The organism is Microcoleus sp. B9-D4 (assembly GCF_036705105.1).
Taxonomy (GTDB): Bacteria; Cyanobacteriota; Cyanobacteriia; order Cyanobacteriales; family Microcoleaceae; genus Microcoleus.
The window spans coordinates 86,711-110,773 of record NZ_JAUBTS010000003.1; the positions used below are offsets into that span (position 1 = coordinate 86,711).

16 protein-coding genes are annotated in these 24,063 nt (G+C 43.3%); 10 read left to right on the forward strand and 6 right to left on the reverse strand.

The window, feature by feature from the left end:
- Window positions 1-169: 169 nt before the first annotated feature.
- From QUB24_RS02725 to QUB24_RS02735, 3 genes are all read right to left on the reverse strand, one after another.
- On the reverse strand, window positions 170-688 hold the full coding sequence (locus tag QUB24_RS02725; protein WP_333150398.1) for a hypothetical protein: 519 nt from the start codon (window positions 686-688) through the stop codon (window positions 170-172).
- Between the two features lie 50 nt (window positions 689-738).
- The gene (locus QUB24_RS02730) at window positions 739-3,048 is read right to left on the reverse strand and encodes a M23 family metallopeptidase (RefSeq protein WP_333150400.1); all 2,310 of its coding nucleotides are present in this window, start codon (window positions 3,046-3,048) and stop codon (window positions 739-741) included.
- Between the two features lie 336 nt (window positions 3,049-3,384).
- Entirely contained in the window at window positions 3,385-3,723 is a 339-nt protein-coding gene (locus QUB24_RS02735) for a hypothetical protein (protein WP_333048779.1), read from the reverse strand.
- A gap of 365 nt (window positions 3,724-4,088) precedes the next feature.
- On the opposite strand from QUB24_RS02735, the gene QUB24_RS02740 reads away from it, so the two are divergent.
- The 3 genes from QUB24_RS02740 (at window position 4,089) to QUB24_RS02750 (ending at window position 7,399) form a co-directional block, all read left to right on the forward strand.
- Complete coding sequence (locus tag QUB24_RS02740; RefSeq protein ID WP_333150402.1) at window positions 4,089-4,775, forward strand: hypothetical protein; 687 nt, start codon at window positions 4,089-4,091, stop codon at window positions 4,773-4,775.
- 50 nt (window positions 4,776-4,825) lie between these two features.
- Window positions 4,826-5,410, forward strand: a complete 585-nt coding sequence (locus tag QUB24_RS02745; protein WP_333150404.1) for a class I SAM-dependent methyltransferase — start codon at window positions 4,826-4,828, stop codon at window positions 5,408-5,410.
- Window positions 5,411-5,605: 195 nt separating this feature from the next.
- Entirely contained in the window at window positions 5,606-7,399 is a 1,794-nt protein-coding gene (locus QUB24_RS02750) for a bifunctional 3'-5' exonuclease/DNA polymerase (RefSeq protein WP_333150406.1), read from the forward strand.
- Between the two features lie 186 nt (window positions 7,400-7,585).
- On the opposite strand, the gene QUB24_RS02755 is transcribed toward QUB24_RS02750, so the two are convergent.
- The 3 genes from QUB24_RS02755 to QUB24_RS02765 all read right to left on the reverse strand — a co-directional run bounded on the left by QUB24_RS02755 (window position 7,586) and on the right by QUB24_RS02765 (window position 13,751).
- The gene (locus QUB24_RS02755; RefSeq protein ID WP_333150408.1) at window positions 7,586-10,786 is read right to left on the reverse strand and encodes a hypothetical protein; all 3,201 of its coding nucleotides are present in this window, start codon (window positions 10,784-10,786) and stop codon (window positions 7,586-7,588) included.
- Window positions 10,787-10,857: 71 nt separating this feature from the next.
- Entirely contained in the window at window positions 10,858-11,982 is a 1,125-nt protein-coding gene (locus QUB24_RS02760) for a hypothetical protein (protein WP_333150411.1), read from the reverse strand.
- Window positions 11,983-12,164: 182 nt separating this feature from the next.
- Window positions 12,165-13,751, reverse strand: coding sequence for an AAA family ATPase (locus QUB24_RS02765; RefSeq protein ID WP_333150413.1), 1,587 nt, complete (start codon window positions 13,749-13,751; stop codon window positions 12,165-12,167).
- A gap of 321 nt (window positions 13,752-14,072) precedes the next feature.
- On the opposite strand from QUB24_RS02765, the gene QUB24_RS02770 reads away from it, so the two are divergent.
- The 7 genes from QUB24_RS02770 to QUB24_RS02800 all read left to right on the forward strand — a co-directional run bounded on the left by QUB24_RS02770 (window position 14,073) and on the right by QUB24_RS02800 (window position 23,926).
- Window positions 14,073-14,762 carry a hypothetical protein gene (locus QUB24_RS02770; RefSeq protein ID WP_333150415.1) on the forward strand — a complete coding sequence of 230 codons (690 nt, stop codon included), beginning with the start codon at window positions 14,073-14,075 and terminating at the stop codon, window positions 14,760-14,762.
- Between the two features lie 297 nt (window positions 14,763-15,059).
- Window positions 15,060-15,494: an aminoacyl-histidine dipeptidase gene (locus QUB24_RS02775; protein WP_333048787.1), complete on the forward strand. Its 435-nt coding sequence runs from the start codon at window positions 15,060-15,062 to the stop codon at window positions 15,492-15,494.
- Between the two features lie 228 nt (window positions 15,495-15,722).
- Window positions 15,723-17,141 (forward strand): transposase, encoded by a 1,419-nt coding sequence (locus QUB24_RS02780; protein WP_333150417.1) that lies wholly within the window; start codon window positions 15,723-15,725, stop codon window positions 17,139-17,141.
- A gap of 1,446 nt (window positions 17,142-18,587) precedes the next feature.
- Entirely contained in the window at window positions 18,588-19,652 is a 1,065-nt protein-coding gene (locus tag QUB24_RS02785) for a trypsin-like peptidase domain-containing protein (protein WP_333048790.1), read from the forward strand.
- A 78-nt stretch (window positions 19,653-19,730) separates the two neighbouring features.
- Window positions 19,731-20,948 carry a hypothetical protein gene (locus QUB24_RS02790; RefSeq protein ID WP_333150420.1) on the forward strand — a complete coding sequence of 406 codons (1,218 nt, stop codon included), beginning with the start codon at window positions 19,731-19,733 and terminating at the stop codon, window positions 20,946-20,948.
- A gap of 49 nt (window positions 20,949-20,997) precedes the next feature.
- Window positions 20,998-22,440, forward strand: coding sequence for an IS66 family transposase (gene tnpC, locus QUB24_RS02795; protein WP_333150422.1), 1,443 nt, complete (start codon window positions 20,998-21,000; stop codon window positions 22,438-22,440).
- Window positions 22,441-22,492: 52 nt separating this feature from the next.
- Window positions 22,493-23,926, forward strand: a complete 1,434-nt coding sequence (locus tag QUB24_RS02800) for a hypothetical protein (protein WP_333150424.1) — start codon at window positions 22,493-22,495, stop codon at window positions 23,924-23,926.
- The last annotated feature ends 137 nt before the right edge of the window (window positions 23,927-24,063 follow it).

Genomic DNA, 24,063 nt, shown 5'->3' on the forward strand with positions numbered 1-24,063 from the left:
CGAACTATTTTCTATGTAGATGTCATACCAAATCCGGTTATGACAGACACCTTGCAGATTTACTAAATCCGGTTATGACAGACACCTTGCAGATTTACTAAATCTGCTTTGAGCAAACGTTTTATTGTTGCTTGTAGGACTCTTACCTTCATCTGATTTGGTATCGGTATCAGTTCTTTGGGCTGGTTTTACTAAGTGGAGGAACAGTAATGCCAACCTGCTTAAATGCCCAAAGCTCTTCTTCCGAAAATCGCCAAGTGGGTTCTCCAAAATTCGGCTGCAAGGTAGAGCGGAACTTATCAATACTCCCTGCCTTGTTGATGGAGTAACGCAATTCCCCCAGAGCGATTTGCCTTGCTATCGGCAGCTTGACAGTGCGGCTGTAAGGATAAAAATCGTTCGTCGGGTTGGAATAAAGCAAGCTACACTGCGTCTCTTGGAGAGAAACCAATACAGAAAATGGCACGGCATCTCCCTGCAAATAGGCATCGAACAAGCGATATTGAGTGCGGCCATCTGTTACTTCAGTTACAAACTCTGTCCTGAGAGTCCCTAGACCAACAGGAAGGCAAGCTGAAGGGAAATCAGCGTTCCGAGTCGGCTGGCTAAAAGCTGGGGGATGGGTGAATAAACTGCTCGACAAATAAACCAAAAAAGCTGTTAGCAAGCCCCAGGTAAATTTCAACATAATTGTCCGTTTTTTCAAGAAAATCATGGTGCAGAACATCTCCGTTTAATTCAAATTCCTTCTTGAGATGGGTTAACAGCCGTTCCATTAATGCGGGTTTCAAAGTGCAAGCTAGGGTCTGCCGTTGTTCCAGTGCTGCCTAGTCCGCCTATGACCTGACCTTGAGAAACGCGATCGCCCACTTTGAGTTTCACTGAACCCTCGCGCAGGTAAGCGTACCGAGTTGTGCGACCGTTGCCGTGTTCAATTTCGATCCAGTTGCCGTAGCCACCGCCACAGTTCTGTAACCCTTCCTGGCAGTTAGACACCGCTGTCTTGACAACGCCGCCGCCAACAGCTTTTACCGGACTTCCCATTGGGCCGGCAATTCCAATGCCGTTATAGATTTTCCGCACCCCGGAAACCGGACGAGTTCGCATCCCAAAGCGGCTGGTTACTGGCCCATTCGCAGGCTTGATATACTGACTCGTGGATGAACCGCCGCCGGGGGCAGCACTCGCAGAATTAGAGGATTGCGCCGCACTGGAAGTCGGAACGCAAGCAGCAGCATTCGACTCCGCGATCGCCCTACCTCCCTCTCGATAGCGCCTCAAAACATCCTGTCCGTAACTTGAGAGAGTTAAACGACCGAATGTATCGGTTGAAGAGCCGTCAACTTTGGAGTAGTCTCCCCCGAAATGCTTTTGAGCTACTCGCTCAATCAGGCGATCGCCACTAAAAAGACTCCCAGTAGTAGGGTCTTTTTCTTGAGAGGTGGCATTCAGCTTAGAAGCGAGACTTTGAGCAAAAACAGCTTCTCGATCGGCAGGCGGAAAAAATTGAAAAAGTTCTGCTTGAGTGGGTTGATAACCGCCTCGCAGTTTGGCTAAAAATTGCGTGCCCCCTGGTTTAGATGAAATTGAACTAGCAGCGTACTCGTCGTAGTTTATAAACTGGTACTTGCCCAACGGAACCACACAATTATTGCCACCATCAGCGCAAGCATTAGCGCCGGCATTCTCGTAAGAACCGCTACTTTCAATACTGGCGATCGCTTCCGACAAAGCGGGAACATTGACTCCTTGAACATTGCCAACTGACACGGGCGCTGGTGCGGTGCTACCCGGAGGGCAAGGAACATTAATATTAGCTGCTGTAGTTACGCCTTTTGTAACAGGAGAAGATACTCCGTCGCGAACTGCCGCAGTTCGTACAGAGGAAGAGCCGCCAGAGGACGATCCCAGCGCCCCAACGAAAATGGGAGAATTAACCCGATAGGTGAAGAAAGGTACTGGGCCAATGAAATAAGGAGAGCAGCCGCAAGGCGAACAAAATCGGAAGAATAGAGCCGTATCAACGGTATCGGTTTGCTCGTCCGGTTCCATGACCACTACCTTAAAAGCGCTGCCAAAAGGCAATCTTCCCGTCGGTTCCTTGCCGCCGTTGACACCTTTAAAACAGCCCGATCCGCCCTCCACTTCCTGGTACTTACCGCTAATCCATTGCTTGCCTTCGAGCGAACCGCGAGCGTTCCGACCCGAATTCTCCAGATCGTCTAGTTCGATGTAAGCGCAATCATTTTCTTGGCAGTTAACTGAGAATCCCTGAACGTCTGAGCCTGATATCGTCTTAGTTCGCCGTCGCTCGGCGGGACCATAAACCGCATCAATTCTCATTACTAAATTGCCTAATTCTGCTATTGGATTGGGAAAACTAGACAGAGGTAAAGCATTCAGCCCAGGTACGTCTTTAATTAAGGTTGTTTGCCAATCTGAAAACGCGCCAAGTTGAGCGCTGCTTAAGTTCGGAATCGAAGATATTGAGTACTGAGACAGGTCAATTTCTCCCAGTTTCAACTGACCTAATTGTGGATTGGAACTGAGAACCAGCTCTAGAGTGCGATCGGCTACATTAATGCCAGCAGCTTTTGTTGCTAGAAGTCCCGCCACCGGCGCAATCTCTGCGACTTTAAATTGACCGAGAAGAGGGATAGCCTGAACTAACTGATTTAACGACTGCTTGGCAACTAAAGTAAATGCGCTTAAAGCTACGCTATCTAAATTCAGACCAGCTTGCTGCGCGACAAAACCAAACGATAGCAGTTCTGGTTGCAAAGCTTGGCTGATATCGCCCAACATGATGTACTGGTCAGGAGTTTGCCCTGCTGTCCAACTTCGGCTCAAATCATAGCCAACTGCCTGCTTGTACTCTCCCGCTGAAAGGCTTCCAGATTGACTGATGGGTGGCATTTGAGAAAAAGAAATTTGTGTCCAATCTGGCAAGAGGGCGTTAACTGAAGTAGGATTTCCTTGCCTGTCTATCCCTGGTATTTCTAAAATTTTGGTTGGCATTTCAGTTGTATCAGCAGGGGTTCGTGCCATAGCAAATATTGGTTGCTCAAACAAAATGGAAACTATTAAGACTAGAGAGAATAACGATACTGATAATTGCCAGAATCTTGTTGATAATATTCTTCTCATGTTTGTGCAAAAAACTTTGGTTATTGGTTGAGGATACTGTACAAAAGTTAAGCAATTAAGTGGGAGAAAGGAACCCACCGAACTTGATGAGGCTGCAATTGCGCTTCTTAAAATAAATAAAGCAGTCAACCGAGGCTTTACATGGAGCAGCCTCGGCGTAAAGCACTGCATCTGTAAGTCATCGTCGCCGAAAAGAGAAGTTTCATACAGGCGATTTGTAGCCTGCAATCTGAAGCACTACAGCTCTAAGTCACCGCCGTCGAAATGAGAAGTAGCTGTTTGATTTTGATAGGAATTAGCGTCATTTGCCCCTCCCTCAAAATAGGGGTTAGGGTTAGCAGCCGTCTCCGTCCACGGAGTATCTGCTAAATTCAAATCGCCTTCAAAAACGTTTTCTCGATAGCCATCAGCAAAGTAGTCTGGAACCCCGTAACCCTCAGTTTGCTGACTGCTATAACCGTTGCTTCGATATCCGTTAAGGGAGGACTCGCACGGGTTACTTTCATAGCCGCTAACAGCATAGCCATCAGCGCTGTAACCGGGTTCATTGCCATAGATATTGTTTGGCTCGTTCATAAATCCTGTAGCTACAAAGTAGTAAGAATCAACAATTCAGCGTAGCTAGGGAGAACGAGCAGCCGTTTCATCCGATAGTCGTAATTAAACTACCGCCTATCGGCGGATAGGCTACGGCGATCGACGTAGCCTATCCGCAAACAACCAAGACCTACTGCTATTGCACGAAATAAAATATAGCGCTGGCATCGCTCTTAATTTCGCCTGCCTTCCATCCAGCAAGGTGGGTAAAAATTACTCAGAAATATAGAGGCGCGTATCTCGGCCGAATTGTTTGCCCAACAGACGGCGCAAATCCCTGTAACTGAATTCGCTACGCGATTTTTCTGATCTTCATTCGTCACACAATTATTCTTCAAAAAGAGATGACTCAGCTAAATCTGTTAACGCCCGAATTACTTGAACAAATTACCACTCACCCTGTAAAACCTCAGTCCGGCATTTTGGAAAAGCTGAAGCTATTCGCCCAGATGGGTATGCACCGCGACTTAATAGCCGTGCTACTGGAATTGACCGGAATTCCCCTTCCCCTTTTACGTTACTATGCAGGCCCATTAGTTTTACACAAAACCCCCTGGTCAGAAAGCATACCTGACTGGTTGAAAACGGCTTGCTTATCCGATAGGCTCGATTTGATTGTAGAGGAGTACAGCAACAGAAGTGTAGGGAATTACTGCACTTCCACAGAAGTCGTGGCTTATATGATGGGAGCCACATTTGAAGCTCCTCTGCACCACAGTTATTACAACGTCTATATGTGGGCAGCACAAGACACCTTGACAAGACATAATCGGCTACCAAATGGTTACAACTTGTCCGAATTAGCTGAATTTTCAGCCGTGAACTTTGACAGCATCCAAAATGATTATTACCATCTAGCTAGAGCAATTAGGAAAAGCGTTGTCCGCCATGCAGCATCCCAAGGCTGGGGCAAACGTAAATTGTCCCAAGATAAAAGCGCTGATGCAGATTTACCGACAGAAATGGTAACAGCTAAGTCACCAAAAGATAAGTCAAAATTTGAATGGCAATTGACTTTATTTGAGCAATAAAAAAACTCGCAATCTTCGCCAATTATAGCCATAATCGCAGCAAAATTACAATGAAAGAAACTTCATCGCTTGCAGAAATACTATATGAGCGAATCCGAGAAGCTCCACCTTATTCCTGGTTTCCGTCTCCCCCAGAGTTAATTGAGCTTATGATTGAAGAAGCTCAATTAGTTTCAGGAATCTACGCCTTAGAACCAACAGCAGGAGACGGCTTATTGGCGCAGGCTATGGTTAGAGCGGGTGCAATCGTTGATGTAATTGAGATCGACCCCCTGCTACAACAACTCCTGTTCCAAAAAGGGTTCAATCTAGTCGGAAGTGACTTTTTAACAACTGAACCAGAGAGGCAATATAGCAAAATTTTGGCAAATCCGCCATTTTCAACGCCCCAGATCAAAGGAGTTGATTTAGATATCATACAACGTGCCTATAACCTTTTTCTAGCCAATTCGGGACGCCTGGTAAGTGTTGTTAGCAATTCCATGAATGTCGGAGGCGAGCCACGATCACAAGCATTTCGAGCCTTTCTTAAGCGCACGTCAGCCAAGTTAATCGAACTTCCCTTAGAAATCTTTTGGGGGAGCGATCGCCCGGTGACTGTTGAGAGCTACCTAGTCGTAATAGACAAAAAGTAGACGATTGCTTCCCCACTATACCGTTTTATTAGTGGGGACAGCACAACTTACCTTTCAACAAATAATTACTATTAGTTTTTTTAATTATATTTAAGAATGTAATTTACACTTTAATACCGAATATCTGCCCCAATATCTCTGCTAGTTCTATCAATTTTACGACTAAAACTATTACCTTAAAACCCCTCTACTCCCATGAATAATTCCCCACACTTTGCCCCAAATCCTATTGTGGAATACGAGCTGATTACAAACTTTTCCAGACTAAATGATGTTCTCTCGCCTTTAATAAAAGCTCGTGTTATAGCCATAGACACAGAAACCACCGGGCTAGATCCACTTACAGAACGCATCCGACTTATCCAAATAGCTGTCCCCCACCGCCCAGTGATAATTGTCGATCTAGCTGCTCTTGCCGATCGCGAATTATCGCCTTTAAAAGCACTTCTAAACAGCAGTGCGCTCAAAGTATTTCAAAATGGTAAGTTCGACTGGCAGGTACTAGAAATAGCTGGACTTAGACCGTCTGGCCCATTTTTTGATGTCATGCTAGCGAGTCAGGTGTTGCGCTCTGGACTCAAGAAAGATCACGATCTACAATCCCTCGCTCTTGAATTTTTAGGAATCAAACTTGACAAGAGCCTACAGTCGAGCAATTTCGGAGGTAAGCTATCAGCTTCTCAGTTAGAATACGCCGCTTTAGATGCTGCTGTCCTGCTGAAACTTAGAGCGCGACTCATCTCAAAACTTCGGAGTGCTGGGTTACTAGAAACCGCCCAAATTGAATTTGAAGCGATGCCTGCTGTAGCCCAAATGGAACTAAATGGAATGTTACTGGATGTAAAACACTGGCATTTGGTGGGGGAGGAACTGAAAGCTCAAAAGCAGACTACGCTGGTGGAATTAGTGAAAGCCGGTCTCAAACCACCCCGTAGCGCACAACTTTCCCTGTTTCCAGAGATGGTAGAAATTATAAATCCCCGCTCGTCTGTACAAGTTTTAAGTGCTCTTCAGGTTCTCAACATTCCAATCAAGTCAACAACCAAGAGCGAACTTATTCCTCTAGCTGGTCAATACCCGATTATCCAGTTGCTACTTAATTATCGGAAATTAGCATCTTTGTGTTCAAATTTTGCTGAGGCATTGCCCAAACACATTCACCCGATAACGGGGAGAATTCACCCCAGCTATCGGCAATGCGGTGCGCGTTCTGGACGTTTTAGTTGCAATAAGCCAAATTTGCAAAACGTTCCCAGAAATTGTACTGCCAAGGGGATGCGTGCGTGCTTCATTGCCGCTCCAGGATATCAAATTATTAAAGCGGATTACAGCCAAATCGAGCTAAGGATTGTCGCTGAAATATCTGGCGATCGCCGAATGTTAGATGCCTACGCTAAAGGTGAAGATTTGCATACTTTAACGGCTTCTTTGATTACGGGAAAGCCGTTAGAGGAGGTAACGGCAGAGGATAGACGGATAGCTAAATCAGTTAATTTCGGATTAATTTACGGCATGGGTGCTGCCAAACTCCAAGCTTATGCTGAAGAAAAGTACGATGTTTTTTTAACCTTGGAGGAAGCTAAAGAGTTCAGAAGACGATTCTTTCAAGCTTATGCTGGAATCAAAAGATGGCATGACAGCATCAGGAGAAGGGTGTACGTCAAAGATATCAAGCAAATTCGTACAATTGGCGGACGTAGAAGACGGTGGGCAAAGAAACCCCGGCTTTCTGAGTTGCTTAATCACCCGGTTCAAGGAACTTCGGCTGATATGTTGAAAGTGGCGATCGCTCGTCTGTTCAAACTCCTACCCAAGACTGGAGCGAAGTTGATTGGTGTGGTACATGACGAGATTCTGTTAGAGTGTCCGCAAACAACTCTAAAAAGAACCACCCGCCTTCTAAAAAAAGTGATGGTGGAAGCTGGAGAGCTATATCTACAGCAAGTTCCGATTGAACTAGAAGTAAGAATTACTTCGTCTTGGGCTTGAAAAAAAGTTGCTATTTTAACCATAAATAGTCCGATTAATTTCTCTATTTTTCTAACAGGAAGTATTATTTATCAGACACCTCCTGTATTGGCTTCTGTGCCTAGTTGTCAATTATTCAAGATTGCAGCAATGAAAAATAGTACATTGCTGCGATCGCCAACAGGAGTAGCATAGTAAATAGAAGTTCTACAACGCAGATAAAAAACTAACAACTTCAGGAGCAGAAGCCCTAGTAAAATTGGCAAAATCCCGTGGCAACCTGACATTAAGAGCAAATGCCATTGTGACTAAGACAAATTGCAGTCTTTCAGCTTCAGGGAAATTTTCTGCTGTATTCAAGATTCGACCAACCAATGATGTTGAACGAAACCGAAGTGACACCCTTTCAAATTTAATCTTCCAATAATCTATAAAAAAAGGTAAAATCAGTCGGCGATATGTCGCAGATAAGGGTTCACGATGTTGGTATATGAAAGGTGCGATCGCCATATGCAGGAGAATATCTGTTTCAAGCGGAGTATCATTTTGTAGCGTGGCAACTAAGTACCCAATTGCTAGAAACACTTCTTCGGTTTGAGGATCGAACCTGTTACTAAGATCTAGTATTTCGCTATATGAAACTTCTGGTAAGTAAATTTGTTCGAGTAGCTCTGCTGCTTGTAACCAAAGTTGCGGCTTCACTGCTGTTGCACTAATTTGGTGACATATTGCTGCTACTTCTGTCGCCTGTGAGCCTGCGAGTTCAAAAGAGCGTAGAGCCACTGTACCAATCTGGAAAACTACGGGGAGTAGTCCAACTAAGGCTGCATGATGTTCAGCATTCCGCCATAGTTCACTAGGCTTATTACCTAAAATGGTTTCGACATCAAGATCCAATCCTTGTGGAACTTGACCAAGCTGAAGCAGTTGCATACTAGCGACAAAAGAAGCTCCTGCATCCATCGCAAAATCGAGGACTTCAGCATAACGAGCATTTAACAGTAGATACGGAAGAGCCTCCAGACTGAGACAAGCGAAAACAGTACACTGGTTTGTATTTCTTGCATCATCCATTCCTTTCAAAGCCCAAAAGGCTGCTCGCTCATCATTGCCAACGGAAGCTGCAAAAAATGCTAAATTTGTCAAAACTATACTTTCTCGATTTCTGTCATAATCATCTACTAATATTGAATTTTGAGAAAAAAGAATACCTCGCTGCGGTGCGGCGTAAGCTTCGCCACCCAGTGTTTCATTGGGAGGACTACCAGTGCGGGCAAGATAAGAGAAATAACCCGATATATGACGATACACAAGAAAGAGCTTTTTCCAGTCTTCTGCATCCGATCTACAAGCCAAAAGCTGCTTACCAGCCCGATCTAAAGATTCAAACACATCTGGTAATAAATTGCTACCTAGCCATTGGGCAATAGCAAGTTCACCAAGTGCTTTTACCAGTTCGCTCTTATCAATAAGACTATTAGTTTCTGCTAAACTCACGGCCTGTCTAGCAAATTCAATTGCTAACTGAGCATCTTGCTTTCCAGTTGCAATACTCATATATATGAGAACTTTTAGGCGTAGATAGGGATAAGCATTGGTTTCCTCACCTAATGCTTTGCTAAGCCAGATAATAGCCTGATTATTTTGGTTAATGAGTACATATTTTCGGCCTACGATCTCTTGGAGCAAAAACCGAACTCGCGGTTCGTCAGATGCTTGTCGAATTGCTGCTTGTGCAACAGCTACTGCGGCATTTGCATCTCGCAAATAATCCCCTAAAACAATAATTTTAGAACGTACAGCCCACGCCCACAGCAGTTCCAAAGCAAGTTTGTTAGCACGTTCTGCCAAGTCTTCATAGGCAGCAAGTATTGCAGACCAATCCTGTTTTTCTTGAGGCTTTTCAGCCTCTTTAAGCCATAGCTTTTCTGAAACTACCAAGCAACCTTGTTCAGCTACCTCATGAGTAAAGGCAAACTGCCTCTGTTCAAGAGTAAGCTGCTCTATTGTGGTAATCCAATCGCGAAGGTGCTCCGGAGAAGTGATTCCTTGGCTATTTGTCCAAATCATGAATCCAAGTAATCCTTCATCAGAAAATGCTGGCTCATTGCTACCCGGTATTTGTGCATATGGTAGAAAGTGGAGTGCAGTTCTTAAATATCTATTGGCACGTATAGGGTCATTGTCAAAGACAGAGTTAGTAGCCATCATGGCTGCAAGAACGCCTATAGCATTTTTATCGCTTGCCTGCTCAAGGAGTGTATCTAAGTCTTCAACTAAATAAGATATAGATTTACCATATTTGTGTCGCGCAGCAATTTGCAAGCCACGCAGAAAAATACGAATGCCCAGATCCATTTGCTCAGGAAGTGGCAGACTACCCCATAAAGATAGCAATCCTCTGTCATCCACTAAAATCTCCATAGAATTTAGTTCTCCAAGAGCCGGAATCAGCATCAAGCCAGCTCGGTCAAAAACTTCTGCACCAAGGAAGTGAATAATTGCATTGATAACATCTTGCGGGCCAAGTTGGTGTCTAGATACAATCAGGTTTCCTAACGCTAAATGGCATGATTTTTTCGTCTCAACCAACAAATTATTTTCCCCTAGTTGCTTAACCAGGGGAGAAATGAGCAAACCTTCATCAACATCGCGTTGCACCCAAAGTCCAACTAGAGTATGTAGGCGCTCGCTAGGTCTTTCCAAAACTCGGTTAACAGATGCGACAGCTTGCACCTCAATCAGCGAAAAGCTACCAACGGGCAAACAGAGACGGTATAACAACTCTCTGGTATTCTCATCCTCAACAGAATCCAATACACGCCTAGTTATCTGGCTGTTGAGTGCAGCTTGATACTCACCTTTGAGTAGCCTCTCATATACTTCTTCATTAAGTTGCCAACTGTGCTTGCTTAAATCTCGTGCAATAGTAGTGAGTAATACTGGGTGTTTCTGTGCGATTGCGTTTATGCCTCTGAGCAAATTTGCACTAATCAAAGAACTTGGTGCACCGTAAGATTGAAGGATTTCAGCAGCTTCATCATCAGTAAAAAGTGGAACTTTCATTGAATGAAGAATTGTATTTCCTATAAATTCCTCAAGACTGAATGGAAGCTGATAGGGGCTGGTTGACAAGATCCGAACATCATGTAATCTGCACGCTATCGTTAGCTGAATCAGTTTTTCTGAAAGTTCATCACTACCTGAAAGTTCTGGCAGATCGTCCAGCACTAGCATTGCACCTTCACCAAGTCTTTTACATAGCTGGCAGTACCACTCGTATTGATTGCTTTGCGATGTTGTGCCCGTTAGTTCTCTACAGACCGCATCTAATTGCTGACAGGCTGCTCTACGGGTTAAGTCCCGCAACCGCACCCAAGCACGACAAGTGCCAATAGCTTGAGCCACTAATAAGTAGTTGGACAGAATTAATTACACAAAATAGAATCTGAAATTCTCTTCCTGTGAGCCTTGCAAAATTATATCTGTGTAAATATTTCTGTCCATGTACTTATAGCGAGGTGGGTTTTACCCGCTCCAGCCATACCGTCAATGGCTATCCAACTATAATCGTTGAAAATGCTTATTATTGATTGGACAGTTTGCTCCCTATGACTTGCATTCTCTGCAAGCAGGGGAATACTAATATTTGGTGGAGTTGGAGAGTAATTAATTGCTACATCAACACCCTGCTGTTTAATCAAGCGCTGCACTTGGTCATTAACTTGTGAAGCGATTGCATGGGGAAACTGTGTAAAACTTTGCTCCAGAATCCCCACACGCGATTCAAGATTCAAGACACTAAATATAAGATTTTGCAACAGGTTATGGTCTTTCTCACTTAGTGTGGGCAGTGAAAGCTGATGCGTTCGCTCTTCTACTGTGAGTTGTTTGATATCAGGCTGAGAAAGTAGCTTAAAGACATAGAGGAAAAGCCTTTGATACTGATCGTTTGCTTGAATTTCATTTGTAGGATACTCTTGTTGAATGAGCGTTTCTAGAATACAAGTTCTTAATGATTGAGGAGCTGATGTATTTGTACTCCACTCAAAGCTACAAATTAGCTCGAGTAGTTTTTCATTGCTAACGGTTGTGATAAAATTCCGAAATACTGCCCAAGTTGTAGCAGAAAACTTTTCTGGTTTAGAGTCCTTATTTAGAATTATACGGATGCCCTCTAAAGCTTCATTTTGAGAGATTCCTGTTAGAGTCCCTTGGCGGATATGTTCCCATACAAAAATGCCTTCTTTTTTCTTAAGCATTTCTGGAGAAGGTCTCTCTTTACTAACTAAGGCAGTAGTTGTGTAAAGAAATTTTAATTTCTGCTGCAAATTATTCTTACGATGCTCAACAAAATTAGCAATGGCTGTGACAGCACTCCAAAGCGTAACAGAAGAGTTGTAGTTTTTGACCTGTTCGAGTCGTCTTTCCTCTTCTCCAGAAAGTGAACGGGAAATTAAATCTATATCCTCCCCACACTCTAGTTCTAGGAATTCTCCGGGTTGCAAAGAAAGCCAACGCTCAATGGTCAGATCAACCTGATAGACATATCCTCGAATGGTGTCCGATGCGTCTCTGTTAGGCTGTGGAGTGAAAGCAGACATAGTTAAATATACAGCGGATTCCAGGTTTATGAAGTACAGTAAGGTTTCATTTCCCTGTTCATATACTGGCTTTAGTGTACTCTATATACCTAGAATATGCTGTACTTAGATGGGTAAATGCTCTCCCTCTATGTGGATATCAGAAGCAGCCAGCCTTCTCCAGAATAACCCTTACAAGTTGGCTAACCAAACAATTCCTGTAACGGAATAGAAAATCGCGATCGATCCGGCCCACTAGCCGATCTAGCATAACTCGCTTGATTGCGAATCGCTAGAATCTGCTCCTCATCGCGAAGCATCGATGGCGTAAACTGATAGCGCTGATGTCGCAAGTCCTGCAAAGTCACCTTCAATTCATCGGGCTGTTTCCCTTGTACCCGATCGCGATAGTAAATTTCCTCAGCACATTTTCTCACAGCATTGCCGACTTCTGCTGGCGTACAAAGCCTGTAATCCCTCAACAGAATTCGCCACTCATCATCTGTCCAAGGCGACTTAGAAGCATTACGAAACTCAGGAAAATATTTTTTCAGATGAAGATTGAAAATCTCATACATCGCCCCTTCGTGAGGCAAATCCACAAAGAAAATATCATCAAAGCGACGAATTAATTCCGGTGGTAACATCCCCAAACGGTTAACTGTCGCCACGATATAAATTGGGTATTGATGCTCTTGCATCCACGTTAAAAGCTTCCCCGATAAGCGCCTAGAAACTCCGCCATCTGCATTGGAATCCCACCCTGCAAAGCCTTTATCAAAATCATCCCAATACAGAATTGTAGGGCTTAAAGCCTGAGTCAGTTCCAACAGTTCGCGTAAAGCTAAGTCAGGTCTGGAAGAACCGACAATCGAACCCCAGTCAGCAGCCAACAGTGGCACTCCCATCTTCTTAGCCGCAAGTTTAGCACTGAGACTTTTGCCAGTCCCCGGCGGCCCCCAGAGAATCATTCCCTTCGGAAATTTGAGTCCGTATTTCTCAGCTTCTGGACTCAACAACGAAGCCACCTTTGACAGCGACTCATCTAGCAAGTCTAAACCACCTGCATCCGGCACATCTGCCTCAGCAATAAACTCTAGACCTCGCCCCCGCAACTTGTTAACCTTGTGGTCGAGCACCAACTGCGCCATTTCCTCGTAGCTATAAGCAAAAGCTAGTGATCGCTCTAAAATTAACTCGATCTCACCTTGGGGCAACCCCTGGCAAGCTCGAACCAAACCAGCTTGCAATACCTCGTCACTTTTGTCATCAAGCCCAGGATGGCGATCGCAAAACAACTCCACCACCTTTTGCGCTGCAACTCGGGACGGTAATGGAGTCGTCAGTACGGGAATCAAAGGCTGCAAGTTCACCGGCAGTTGTATGTAGTTTTCCAGCATCACCCAAAACTGAGGAGCCGCAGACCAAGATGAGTGATAGTAAGCATTTGCCAATTGAAACCCCAGACGCGAACTCACCTGACCGGATTCGTCAAAATCTAACACTCCCTCAAGAATGTAAATTCCCTCTCTCTTATTCTCTAATAGAAACTCAAGCACGTCAGAATCTGGGCGCAAGTCACTATTTTGTAATATACACTCACCCTCTCCACTCACAATTTCCTGCAAGCAACTGTACCCTGAGTTCCAAAAGAAAACAGGCAAATGCAGCTCCTGCCCCCAATTGTGGAACTGTGCTAACACTCTGATTCGGTCAGGCGTGTAATACTCCAGCCCGACAATCTTAATGCCTCTTTGGGCCAAAGCGAGCCAGTCATTAATGGTACGCATAAATTCCACGGTAAGAAATATTCAAAGGTACTTTTCTCATTGATAGGCTACGGTCGAGCGTTGCCATCAGCCAATAGTTCTACAGCAGCCAAACCTCCTCTTAATTCTTAGGAATTATTTACCTAATTTCCTCAATATACATAATTATGTATTTCTGCTACTCAAAAAAAGATACACCGAAATATTACAGAAATTTATTTCACAGGAAAAACTATTTATTATTATTAATGATAATAAAAAAAACTAATTATAAATTTGATGAAATTTGAGAGCGCCTAACGGCGCTGTTAGCCGTGAAGTAGTTTAATTAAATCAAACTTTATGGCTACAACAACAGCTAAAAACCATAACTCTCCTCGCCCATCCAATGGAGCGGTGACTTTGAATGGCAAAAGCAATGGTGCTGCTAAGTCAAAGAGCCCAGCGACAGCTACCCAATCGCAGGTCAGTCGCCGTTCGACACTCACTGTAGAAGAGCAAGCAGACGCACTTCTAGACCGCGTGCGAACTACGATCCTGAAAAAATTTGGAGTCAAAATTCAACTGCGCGAAAAACGCCTCCAAACTAAGGTAGGTCACGCTACCAAGGAAAAACTAGGTTTGGATATTGCTGCACAGTTGAAAAAACGCGGCAAAACGATGAACTGGCAGCGTTGGAATAACGAAGTGTTTCCAGCTTTATTCGGTCAACCTGATGCACTGCGCCACGATATTGAAGTCATTGCTCTTGTAATGGCCAAACTGTACGACGTTTTCGAGATTGACCCGCAAGAAGCAATTAAAGGTCTCGTCAAATTCAATCAAGAATCGCTTGCTAAGCGCAACAGCTATAACAAGCAGGATGAATCCGATGATGTGGATGACTTAGAAGATGAACTTGATGCTGATGAAGATGAGGAAACAGATGAATCCGAAGAAGACTTGGACGAAGACAGCGAAGATGATTTCGATACCGAGGAAGAAGATGAGGAAGATGATGCTGATGAAGATGAGGACGAAGATTTAGAATAATCTTTCACCCTCGCTCAAATTTTACAGCTTCCTTCACCGTCGCTCTTGTTGAATATGTAAAACTCTGCTCTACCTAAAAACGGTAGAGTAGAGTTTTTTATTTTATTCATATTATGAGTATTTTAATCAAATTTCAGCTTTCAGGGAAATATTTAAAGTATTAATTACTTTCAACTTAATTAGTTTTGAATACAGTTATTAATATTTTATTTGAAAGTTAAGCCCAATAATTAAACTTAAAGAGGCAGCGATTGCTGCTGTGTATATGAACAAATTTGAATTCAGGAAGATTGAGAAATGAGAGTCACTGAAAAAGTTCAAAAGACTAATGCAACCCATACCGCTAAAGCTCATAAGACTCAGATAAAAGCCCTCGACAAGTGCATTAGTTACAACGATAAACTTCGCCTAATGGTACTAGAAGTTTTGAGAGAAGAATCAGGTCGGGAACTGGCAAGTGTTGCTCGCTTTAACGGTGGCGAATTTGATTGGGAAACACATAATGCCCAATTTCGCGCTGACTACAGTGAAACACCTTTAAAGGAATTGATGCGTGCTGGTCGCATCCTATACGGATTGACCGACATGGATGCAATCCGCGATCGCCGCGCCAAGCATCGGGGCATTCGCAATCAACGGCTCGCCCGTCAGAGCAGCGGAGTCGCTTCAAGCTCGCAAAGCGTGCATGAAGAAGTGGATGTTGCTGACGACGACATTGATGATTTGGATTGAGCCACTTGAGCAACTAAGAATGTCAAAAATAGCCTGTTAAGGGCCGCTTCCCCACTCCTAGAATGAGGAGTGGGGAAGCTTATAACACAGCCCAAGCGGAAAACTCAGAGTCTTTAGAACTGAGATGAAAGCGGGACGCGGTTTTAACCGCCGTGAATCTTTCTTAGTTCTTAATGTATATTCCCTGAGATGGATGCTATAGTATTAGCCAGGAGGTAAGGAAACCGAGTGCTAACAAACTACGTCTATAAACTACGCTCAAATCAAACCCAAGACATAAAAATGTCCGCTTGGCTTGATATGCTGCGAAGTCAGTACAACTGGAGCTTAAATGACCGAATAAATCAGTACAATCAGCAGTTTATTCAAGGGGATTACTGCGATCTTAGAACTCACTCCAAAGCTTGTCCCTTAACCTGCTTTGTGAGCAAAAATGGTGCAACAGGCAACCCATGGAAAGACTCAAAAGTAGATAAGGAAGGTAAGATAAGAAACCCGCGTAAAAGTGCCGGAGATATTCAGATAACTGCGTTACCTGAATTGAAGGTTTCTCGCCCTTGGTACGCGGGTATAGATTCGACGGTTCTGCAACAGAACGTTAAACGCCTCGACACAGCCTATAAGAATTTCTTTGACGGTCGAGGCTTTCCCAGTTTCAAAAACCGCAGTAATTTTAAGTCCTTTACTTACACAATGGGTGTGAAAATCCAAGGCAATAAAATTTACTTACCTAAGCTGGGATGGATGCGCTTTCATAATTCGCGTTCCATTCCCAACGGTTTTACCATCAAAGCTTGTACGGTAAAAAAGCGTCAGAATGGTTGGTATATTTCTGTCAGAATCGAAGACTCAACTATTCCTGAGCACACACCCAAAACTATCGGGGACAAACCCAAAGTTTTAGGTATTGATTTAGGGCTTACTAAACTGGTTCATCTCTCCGATGGCTACCAAATAGACAACCCTAAGTTTTCAACCAATAAGAAAGCTAAACGTACTCTGAAGATTAGACAGAGACGGGTTATCCGTAAAGTTAAAGGCGGTAAGAACCGCAAGAAAGCAGCCATTAGAGTCGGTAAGTTCCACCAAAAGATTAGCGACAAGCGCGAAGCCTATCAATGGAAGGTTGCCCACAAAATTGCATCTCGCAAAGTGGATATCATAGCTATTGAAGACTTGAATATTTCTGGGATAATGCGTCGCTGTAAAGCGAAAAGCGATGAGAAAAATGGAAGATTTCTGAAAAATGGTCAATCCAGAAAGAAAGGTTTAAATAGAGCCATCTCTGATGCGAGTTGGGGTAATTTGGGGTTGAAAGTCGTGTATCTAGCTGCGAAGCAGGGCAAGACAGTAGTTAAAGTTAATCCTAAATATTCCAGCCAAGAATGCCGGAACTGTGGACACACTGAAAAAGCCAACAGAGAAAATGAAAAATTCATTTGTAATCAGTGCGGCTATCACGAACACGCCGATATCGGTGCGGCAAAAACCATCAGGGATAGAGCTTTGTCAATAGTACGCGGGGACTCCGCGAAACTTGGCGCATCGTCGCCTAAACGCCCAAAAGATATCAGTACGCTCAAATCGAGCAAACGTGCTGAGTTTGGGAACCCTAGCAATAGGGATATTAAGAACGCAATTTCTTAAGAATCTCAGCGGCTTCAGCCCTGAGAGTGTCAATGCCACCCACCCACCCTTTGATTGAGAGCTATTTTACTTTGTAAAAACCGTATTTGACCTGGATGCGGATTTTAGAGGGCTAAAAAAGGAGGAAAAAAGAGGAAAAAACAGCACATTTTTTACTCATTACACCTCCTATTTCCTACTTTTAGCCTCATTTTAAGTATAAATGCTTATTACTTTTTGTAAAGAATTGTTTTTTTTGCCGTGATTTTCTGTACTCCGACACCTCTTGAATCCTCCTAAATCCTCGTAATAAGTACGGTAGTCGCATAGCAAGCCATGTCAAATAGACGTTATAGGGGGGTAAAAATGATCAATTTATGGTTTTTATGGTTTTTGCAAGAGTGCCATAGGAATTCTTGGGAGTTGAAGTTAGTGATCGTTCACTTTCGACAGCCAAGGCTCGAAAGTCGGGCGGGGGCAGTTTGGACTTTGACGCTCGCTGTACACTCGCTCGCGTGAGTCGATATTGAAGCCAAGAGCGAGCCAATTGGTGTACAGGGCAGCCGCCTTTACGATGGAGCCGAGCATCGCACGACACATTCGAGTTGGTGCAGTTGAGTATCGGCGGCGGATGCCTGACGCGATCGCGCCTTGCCCTCCTGTTTGCAAGCGAAGCAGCCGGCTGATGTCGATGATCGCGAGGGAATCGTTCGTCCGATAGCCAGCAAGAGCGCGAGCGCCTTGCACTTAGGATTACCGCATTCATGAGGTGCATTATTTTTATTTAAAAATAGTAAATAAGGTTTTGTTAGGAGTGCTTGCTTCCCTATCCTCCGATCCGAGTGATCATACAGACCTGCAGCTTCGCATCTCAAGAGAGTGCCGTGAACTTCGGATGCGCTCACACCCAAGCTTTGAGCGAGGGAGCTGTAAGTCTAGTTCGATCCAGACCAACTGTGGACTTTGAGTACGGCAACAATATCCTGGGGTTTGAGCATAACTGGCGATGATCGCTTGCGGTTTGCTTTATTCTACATTCGCGAATAGCGAATGAGCGAGATGTGGCTCCAAAAATTTGCTCCCTCGGCTGGGGTTACGGAGCGGGAGATATTGTTCGGGCGATTGCACTCATCGCTGCTATGTGACTGGGGGTTTAGTCCTGGATGTGTTAATGGGGTGTGCTGGCTAACCCCGCTTGTAAGACAGCTTGATACTATGAGCGTAAACTGACTAACGTGTTTACGAATTAAGATAGTTGATTCAGCAGTTATGTATGACAGGAACATTGCTGAAGATGGCTGAAGAGGATTAATAGTTAGTTGCGACCATACTATTGGCATTTGCTTTGCTATTCTGGAAGAGGAAGCCTTCTGTATTTTGTTGGGTTTAGTTAAGGGTGAGGGCTTGCACCGTTATCCTTTACCCCTCTCAGCAAAGAGGCTTCTTTGTTGAAAGACTAATAAAAATATGGTCAATTTAGAAGCTGAAGACTGTAAACAATTAATAACTCTACTAAAAGATATACCAGAACTAGCCACGGAGAGAGCGCGCCAGCGACTTTTGGAGCTAGCTGGTTTGAAACAGTTGACACCAATGATCGATTTTTCAGGTGCTTCATTTGTTGCAGTTAGTGAGATCGTTAGCTATCTGTCAAAGTACGGGCGTTTAAATTTCGAGCACGAGGTCCTGGGGCTTTTCTTGAATACCCTGAAGAGTGTGGTAGGAGTGCAGCAGCAAGCTTCTTTAGATAGGTTGCTGATCAAGTATGACATGATGACTCCAATCGCAACATTACCTAACATCCACGATTGGCGAGGGACAGAAACCACTACAGATGTATTAGAGAAAATAATTGGTGAAAATACGCTACGTCCAATCTCATTCTTGCGCCAAGGGCTTCAGGTATCTCGGTCAATTGCCTATGTTGGGGTACAGACGAGCCAAAAACGTTGGTCAGGTACAGGGTTTCTCGTGGCTCCAGATTTGTTGTTAACCAACAATCATGTATTGCCCATCTCAAATTTACTTACAAATTCAATTTTTCGTTTTAATTATGAAGAGACCTTCCAAGGAGAAGCTCAACAGATAGATGAGTATCGCGCCAAACCAAATGGGGTATTTCATACTAATGGCTCCTTGGATTACACTTTAGTTCAAATCGAAGGAGAACCTGGAAGAAAATGGGGGTGGTTACCACTACTACCTAGGGCGATTAGTAGGGGTATCAGAGTCAATATTATTCAACACCCATTGGGACAACCCAAGCAAATTTCACTGCAAAACAATTTTGTTCAATATGTAGGTGGCAATATAATACAATATATAACCTCTACCTTGAATGGCTCTTCTGGTTCACCAGTTTTTAGTGATGGCTGGGAGGTTCTTGCCCTCCACCACGCTGGAGGTAATATTCCTGAACCGGCCACCCAGCAGCGTTACTTTAGAAATGAGGGTATTCTGGTAACAAGTATCTTAGCTGACTTACCTTCAGAGTTTGCAGATATGCTTAAGGTCGCAGCATCGACTACCTAGTTTCGGAGAGATTCTACAATTATTTAGATTTCAATGACTATAAATTTCTCAGATAAATTGCTACAGATTCTAGTAAAAATGCCAGCTACTCAAAGCTTTGGAGAGCGCAAAGCTCTCTTGAATTTCACAGGGTTTGATTATCTGATTCCCCGCATGAGTTCTCTGGAGAAAAGCAGCTTTGTTTTCGTTTCAGAATTAATAGAACTTATATTAGATGAAGGAAAAACACAACTTTTAAGATTTCTTAATAACATGGCTGATAGTGAGTTTAGCGGTTTGGAGACTAAACAAAAACTCAGCGTTATCGTTGCAGAAATAGGCAGTCTAGATTCTCAACAATGGAATAGCGAATTTACTGGATCGAATAAAAGTCAAGTTCCAGTTACAACTTCTAGCTCACACTATGCTCAAGGTACAGAGACGGTTTACCTCAATCTGTTAGAACTATTCTTCCCTAAAGAGCTATACATTTCAGATTTAGTTGTTGAGCGGGAAAAAGTTATTGAAAAGTCCAAAGATTATAAAAACAAACTCAAGAAAGATGCCTCAACACGAGATGTTGCGCGTGCTGCTCTTGAGCAAGCAGGGTTAGCTTTTGGGGTAGATTGGATCTGTCATGAAGGAAAAATCGTAACTTTCCATGATTTAAAGGATGATAACATACCGATTTCGGCAATCGTCGATCGTGGAACAACAATCTCGCTTGATTCCCAGGAGTTTTACGAAATCGATCGAAACTTTGAAAATGTCTTCAAATCCTTGTTAAGACGATGCTTACAACAAAAGTTATATCGTCAAAATGTTATTTGGCAGCATCAAGAGCAACAATTCATTTTTGTAGAATTTGACGGGAACCCAATACGGAAAGAGGAATGGTATGGCGAAAGAAAGAGTAGTCGAACTGTTTACGAACGGGTAATGAAGAATAATAAGCCCGATGAAATTTCCTACTGTAAGCACCAAGCATTTCATACACAATATCGGAGATTTGGTCAAAGTTGGTATCTTACTATTATTCCAGACTGGTTTTTCAGTTTCGACGGATATCGACGTTCCTTCTATGCTAAAGATAAGCTCGATTGGTTGAAGCGAGAGGAGAATAATAAAAACGTTTATAATCATTTGCGGTTTATTGTAGCTTTCTTAAAAACAGAGAAATCTTCCGATCTCTTTGTTACGAGATATCCTTACCCTTTTTTAGGGTTTGGTGAACTCATCACCTTTGAAAATGCTCCGCTACTTAATGATGATGAGTGGAATCCAAAATCACCAAGGAACGGCAGCGTTAAGACGTAAGGATTCAGGTCAAAAAAACTTCAGTGTCAAAAGCTGGTAAAATAAACGAATGAAAAAGCCCGCAGCCACCAGAGAGCAGAAAAAAACCGAAATCCAGCAGTTGAGCCAAGCTGAACTGGTGGAAATGGTACTGGGGCTGCAAAAAATTATTGAAGAATTACAAGAAAAACTAGCCATTGCTACGGGGAAAAGTCGAACCACCAGTCAGACTTCATCAAAGCCCCCATCAACGGATCTGATCCAAAAATCAGAGAAACCAACAGTCCAACCAGAAGCAGACCAAAAAAAGAAACCAGGTGGACAACCAGGTCATCCCGGGAAAACCCGAAAAGGGTTTGGACGAGTAGACAGAACCGAAATTAGCTCACCCGACATCTGTCTCAATTGTGGCAGTAAAGAATTAAGTGAAGTAATTAACATTCATAGACAGCAAGTAGCAAGTCTAGTAGCAAAACCAATCGAAGTTGTTGAATATCAAACACAATCGTGTAAATGCCTCGAATGTGGTGCAGTAGTCAGAGGAGAACCACCAAGCGGAATAATTCCAGGACAAGACTTGAGCGTTAATCTTCAAGCACTCTTAGTCTGGCTGGGGAATTATGGACATCTTTCCTACGACAAGCTGACTGAATTGTTGTGGGAACTCGGCAGGATAGAAGTGTCCGTAGGAACACTCCAAAAAACCAATCAACGAGTAGCAGCAGCAGTAGAGCCAGCTATCAAAGCACTGTGGGAATGGGCCCCTCTACAATCAAACGTTCATGTAGATGAAACGCCGTGGTGTGTGATGGGGGTTAAAGAATGGCTATGGACGGCTAGTGGAGAAGGATTTTGTTTATTTCATGCCGCAGATACCAGGGGGCGCGTGGAACTAGAAACCATGCTGGGCAAAGAATTTGCGGGAGTCTTAAGCTCAGATGATTTCAGTGTTTATAATGGTGTTAAAGTCGCAGCTCAACAGAAGTGTCTGGCCCATTTACGACGGCATTTTAAGAAAGTGCTGGTACTTCCTGGCAATGATAATGCAGCAGTCGCTCAAATATTTCTGTCATTAATAGATGAAGCTTTTATCGCCCATGAGTCGTGGCGCAAGACGAAGGAGCAACTCACATACTACTCATGGGCAACTGATTTCAAAATACGATTGAATCTTGCTTTGGAGACTTGGTTGAACAAAGTTGGTTATACCGCAGGTTTGTTACTCAAATCCTTACGGGATAAGGCAGAACAATGGTGGTATTTTCTCTCTGACCCCTCGGTTCCTCCAGATAATAATTTAGCAGAACGTTCTCTACGGTTAGCTGTAACTAAGCGGAAAGTTTCTGGCGGCTCTCGTTCGATGAAACGATTTGAGGAAACGGCTGATCTACTTAGTGTGATTCAAACCTGTCGTTTTCAAGCTCGTTCAGTAATGACTTTTTTCCGTGAGGCTATTTCTGCCCATTCTTGTGACTTGGCTATGCCTGAGCTCATTCCCATTCTTCAGACCTGAATCCTTACGTTAAGACTAATGATTGGGAGCAAACAGCATTATCCTTAGACTTATGAAATTACACTACATTAAAGAACCTTTATTAGAATTTGGTCAAGGCTCTCACCTTTGTCCAAGAACAGGTATTACTAACTATGACGTTTATGATACGAAACTTAAAATCAGACGTGAACGAGTTATAGTTGGCGCTGTGGGAACCAGTGATACGCTATCCAAATTATATACTTGGTTAGAGAAGTGTTCTCAATTTATTCCTGCTAAACCAGACAGTCGTCAACCTAACCTGTTTGTTCCCTTTTGTGGCTTCAAATCAGACTTTGGATTTAAAGCACTCCTAGTAATTGATGAAGAAATTACTAGGGTACTGAATAACTCAGATATTAATGCAATCATTCAGATTAAAGATTGGAATGAACGAGTTTATGCAGCAGTTGAATTATACTATCGCCAAGCTAAATTTTTGGCTCAAAATCGCGTGATTGATGTTATAACCTGTGTTATTCCCACTCGACTATATGACAAAATTTATAAGCCAGAAATAATCCCCGTCGTAGAAAATTTAGGAAAGGAAGAAGATGGAGAAGACGATGTTTTAGAAGTCAACTTTAGGCGGGCGCTAAAAGCTAAAGCAATGTCTCTTGGAAAACCATTACAAATTATTAGAGAAGCTTCGTTAGAGTCGAATGTAAAAAGTCAGCAGGATGATGCTACAAAAGCCTGGAACTTTTGTACTGCTATTTATTATAAAACTAACCGAACGGTTCCTTGGAAGCTGGTTACCAATATCAATCGCCCCTCAGTATGTTTTGTTGGGATTGGCTTCTATCGAAGTCGCGACCGCAAGGTGTTGAACACGAGTTTAGCCCAAATTTTTGATGAATTAGGCAATAATGTAATTTTGCGAGGAACCCCGGTTAATATCGATAAAAGTGATCGAATACCTCATTTGAAAGCAGCACAAGCCTATCAACTCTTAAAGCGTGCTCTAGCTGAATATGAAACTGCATTAGATACCTCTCCAGCGCGCCTTGTGTTGCATAAATCCTCAAAATACAGTGATGAAGAACTTGATGGCTTTGAGTCAGCAGCAAAAGAAATGCGAGTTCGCAAGGTTGATTTTGTCACTATTCTTGATAGTGATTTACGCCTCTTACGTGGAAATGAATATCCGTCATACCGAGGTATTCATATTGAATTGAATGAGGAAAATCATTTGCTGTACACCCGGGGTTCGGTTGAACATTACAGAACCTATACAGGAAAGTATATTCCACAACCTTTGGAGATTCGAGTTGTCAAGTCGGATGAATCACCTGGCGTAATTTGCCAGGAAATTTTAGGTTTAACCAAAATGAATTGGAACAACACTCAATTTGATGGAAAGTATCCAATTACGCTGGCTTGTGCTCGAAAAGTCGGTCAGGTTATGAAATATTTAGGTGCTGCTGATGATGAGCCACAGATCAGCTACAGTTTTTATATGTAGTCGATCGATCTTACCATTAATACTTTCGTTACCACAGTTGTTGAAGTGACACTCCTCAATTTTAGAGGGCAAAAAACGCCCCCAAACCCTTACAGGCTCTCGAATACCCGAATAAGCGTGCAAGCCTTTTTGAGGCA

Coding starts and splice junctions, on each gene's coding strand:
- QUB24_RS02785 (WP_333048790.1), top strand. CDS start 18,588: ATGGTCAATTTAGAAGCTGAAGACTGTAAACAATTAATAACTCTACTA.
- QUB24_RS02775 (WP_333048787.1), top strand. CDS start 15,060: ATGAGAGTCACTGAAAAAGTTCAAAAGACTAATGCAACCCATACCGCT.
- QUB24_RS02760 (WP_333150411.1), bottom strand. CDS start 11,982: ATGTCTGCTTTCACTCCACAGCCTAACAGAGACGCATCGGACACCATT.
- QUB24_RS02770 (WP_333150415.1), top strand. CDS start 14,073: ATGGCTACAACAACAGCTAAAAACCATAACTCTCCTCGCCCATCCAAT.
- QUB24_RS02750 (WP_333150406.1), top strand. CDS start 5,606: ATGAATAATTCCCCACACTTTGCCCCAAATCCTATTGTGGAATACGAG.
- QUB24_RS02745 (WP_333150404.1), top strand. CDS start 4,826: ATGAAAGAAACTTCATCGCTTGCAGAAATACTATATGAGCGAATCCGA.
- tnpC (WP_333150422.1), top strand. CDS start 20,998: ATGAAAAAGCCCGCAGCCACCAGAGAGCAGAAAAAAACCGAAATCCAG.
- QUB24_RS02735 (WP_333048779.1), bottom strand. CDS start 3,723: ATGAACGAGCCAAACAATATCTATGGCAATGAACCCGGTTACAGCGCT.
- QUB24_RS02730 (WP_333150400.1), bottom strand. CDS start 3,048: ATGGCACGAACCCCTGCTGATACAACTGAAATGCCAACCAAAATTTTA.
- QUB24_RS02790 (WP_333150420.1), top strand. CDS start 19,731: ATGCCAGCTACTCAAAGCTTTGGAGAGCGCAAAGCTCTCTTGAATTTC.
- QUB24_RS02725 (WP_333150398.1), bottom strand. CDS start 688: ATGTTGAAATTTACCTGGGGCTTGCTAACAGCTTTTTTGGTTTATTTG.
- QUB24_RS02800 (WP_333150424.1), top strand. CDS start 22,493: ATGAAATTACACTACATTAAAGAACCTTTATTAGAATTTGGTCAAGGC.
- QUB24_RS02740 (WP_333150402.1), top strand. CDS start 4,089: ATGACTCAGCTAAATCTGTTAACGCCCGAATTACTTGAACAAATTACC.
- QUB24_RS02765 (WP_333150413.1), bottom strand. CDS start 13,751: ATGCGTACCATTAATGACTGGCTCGCTTTGGCCCAAAGAGGCATTAAG.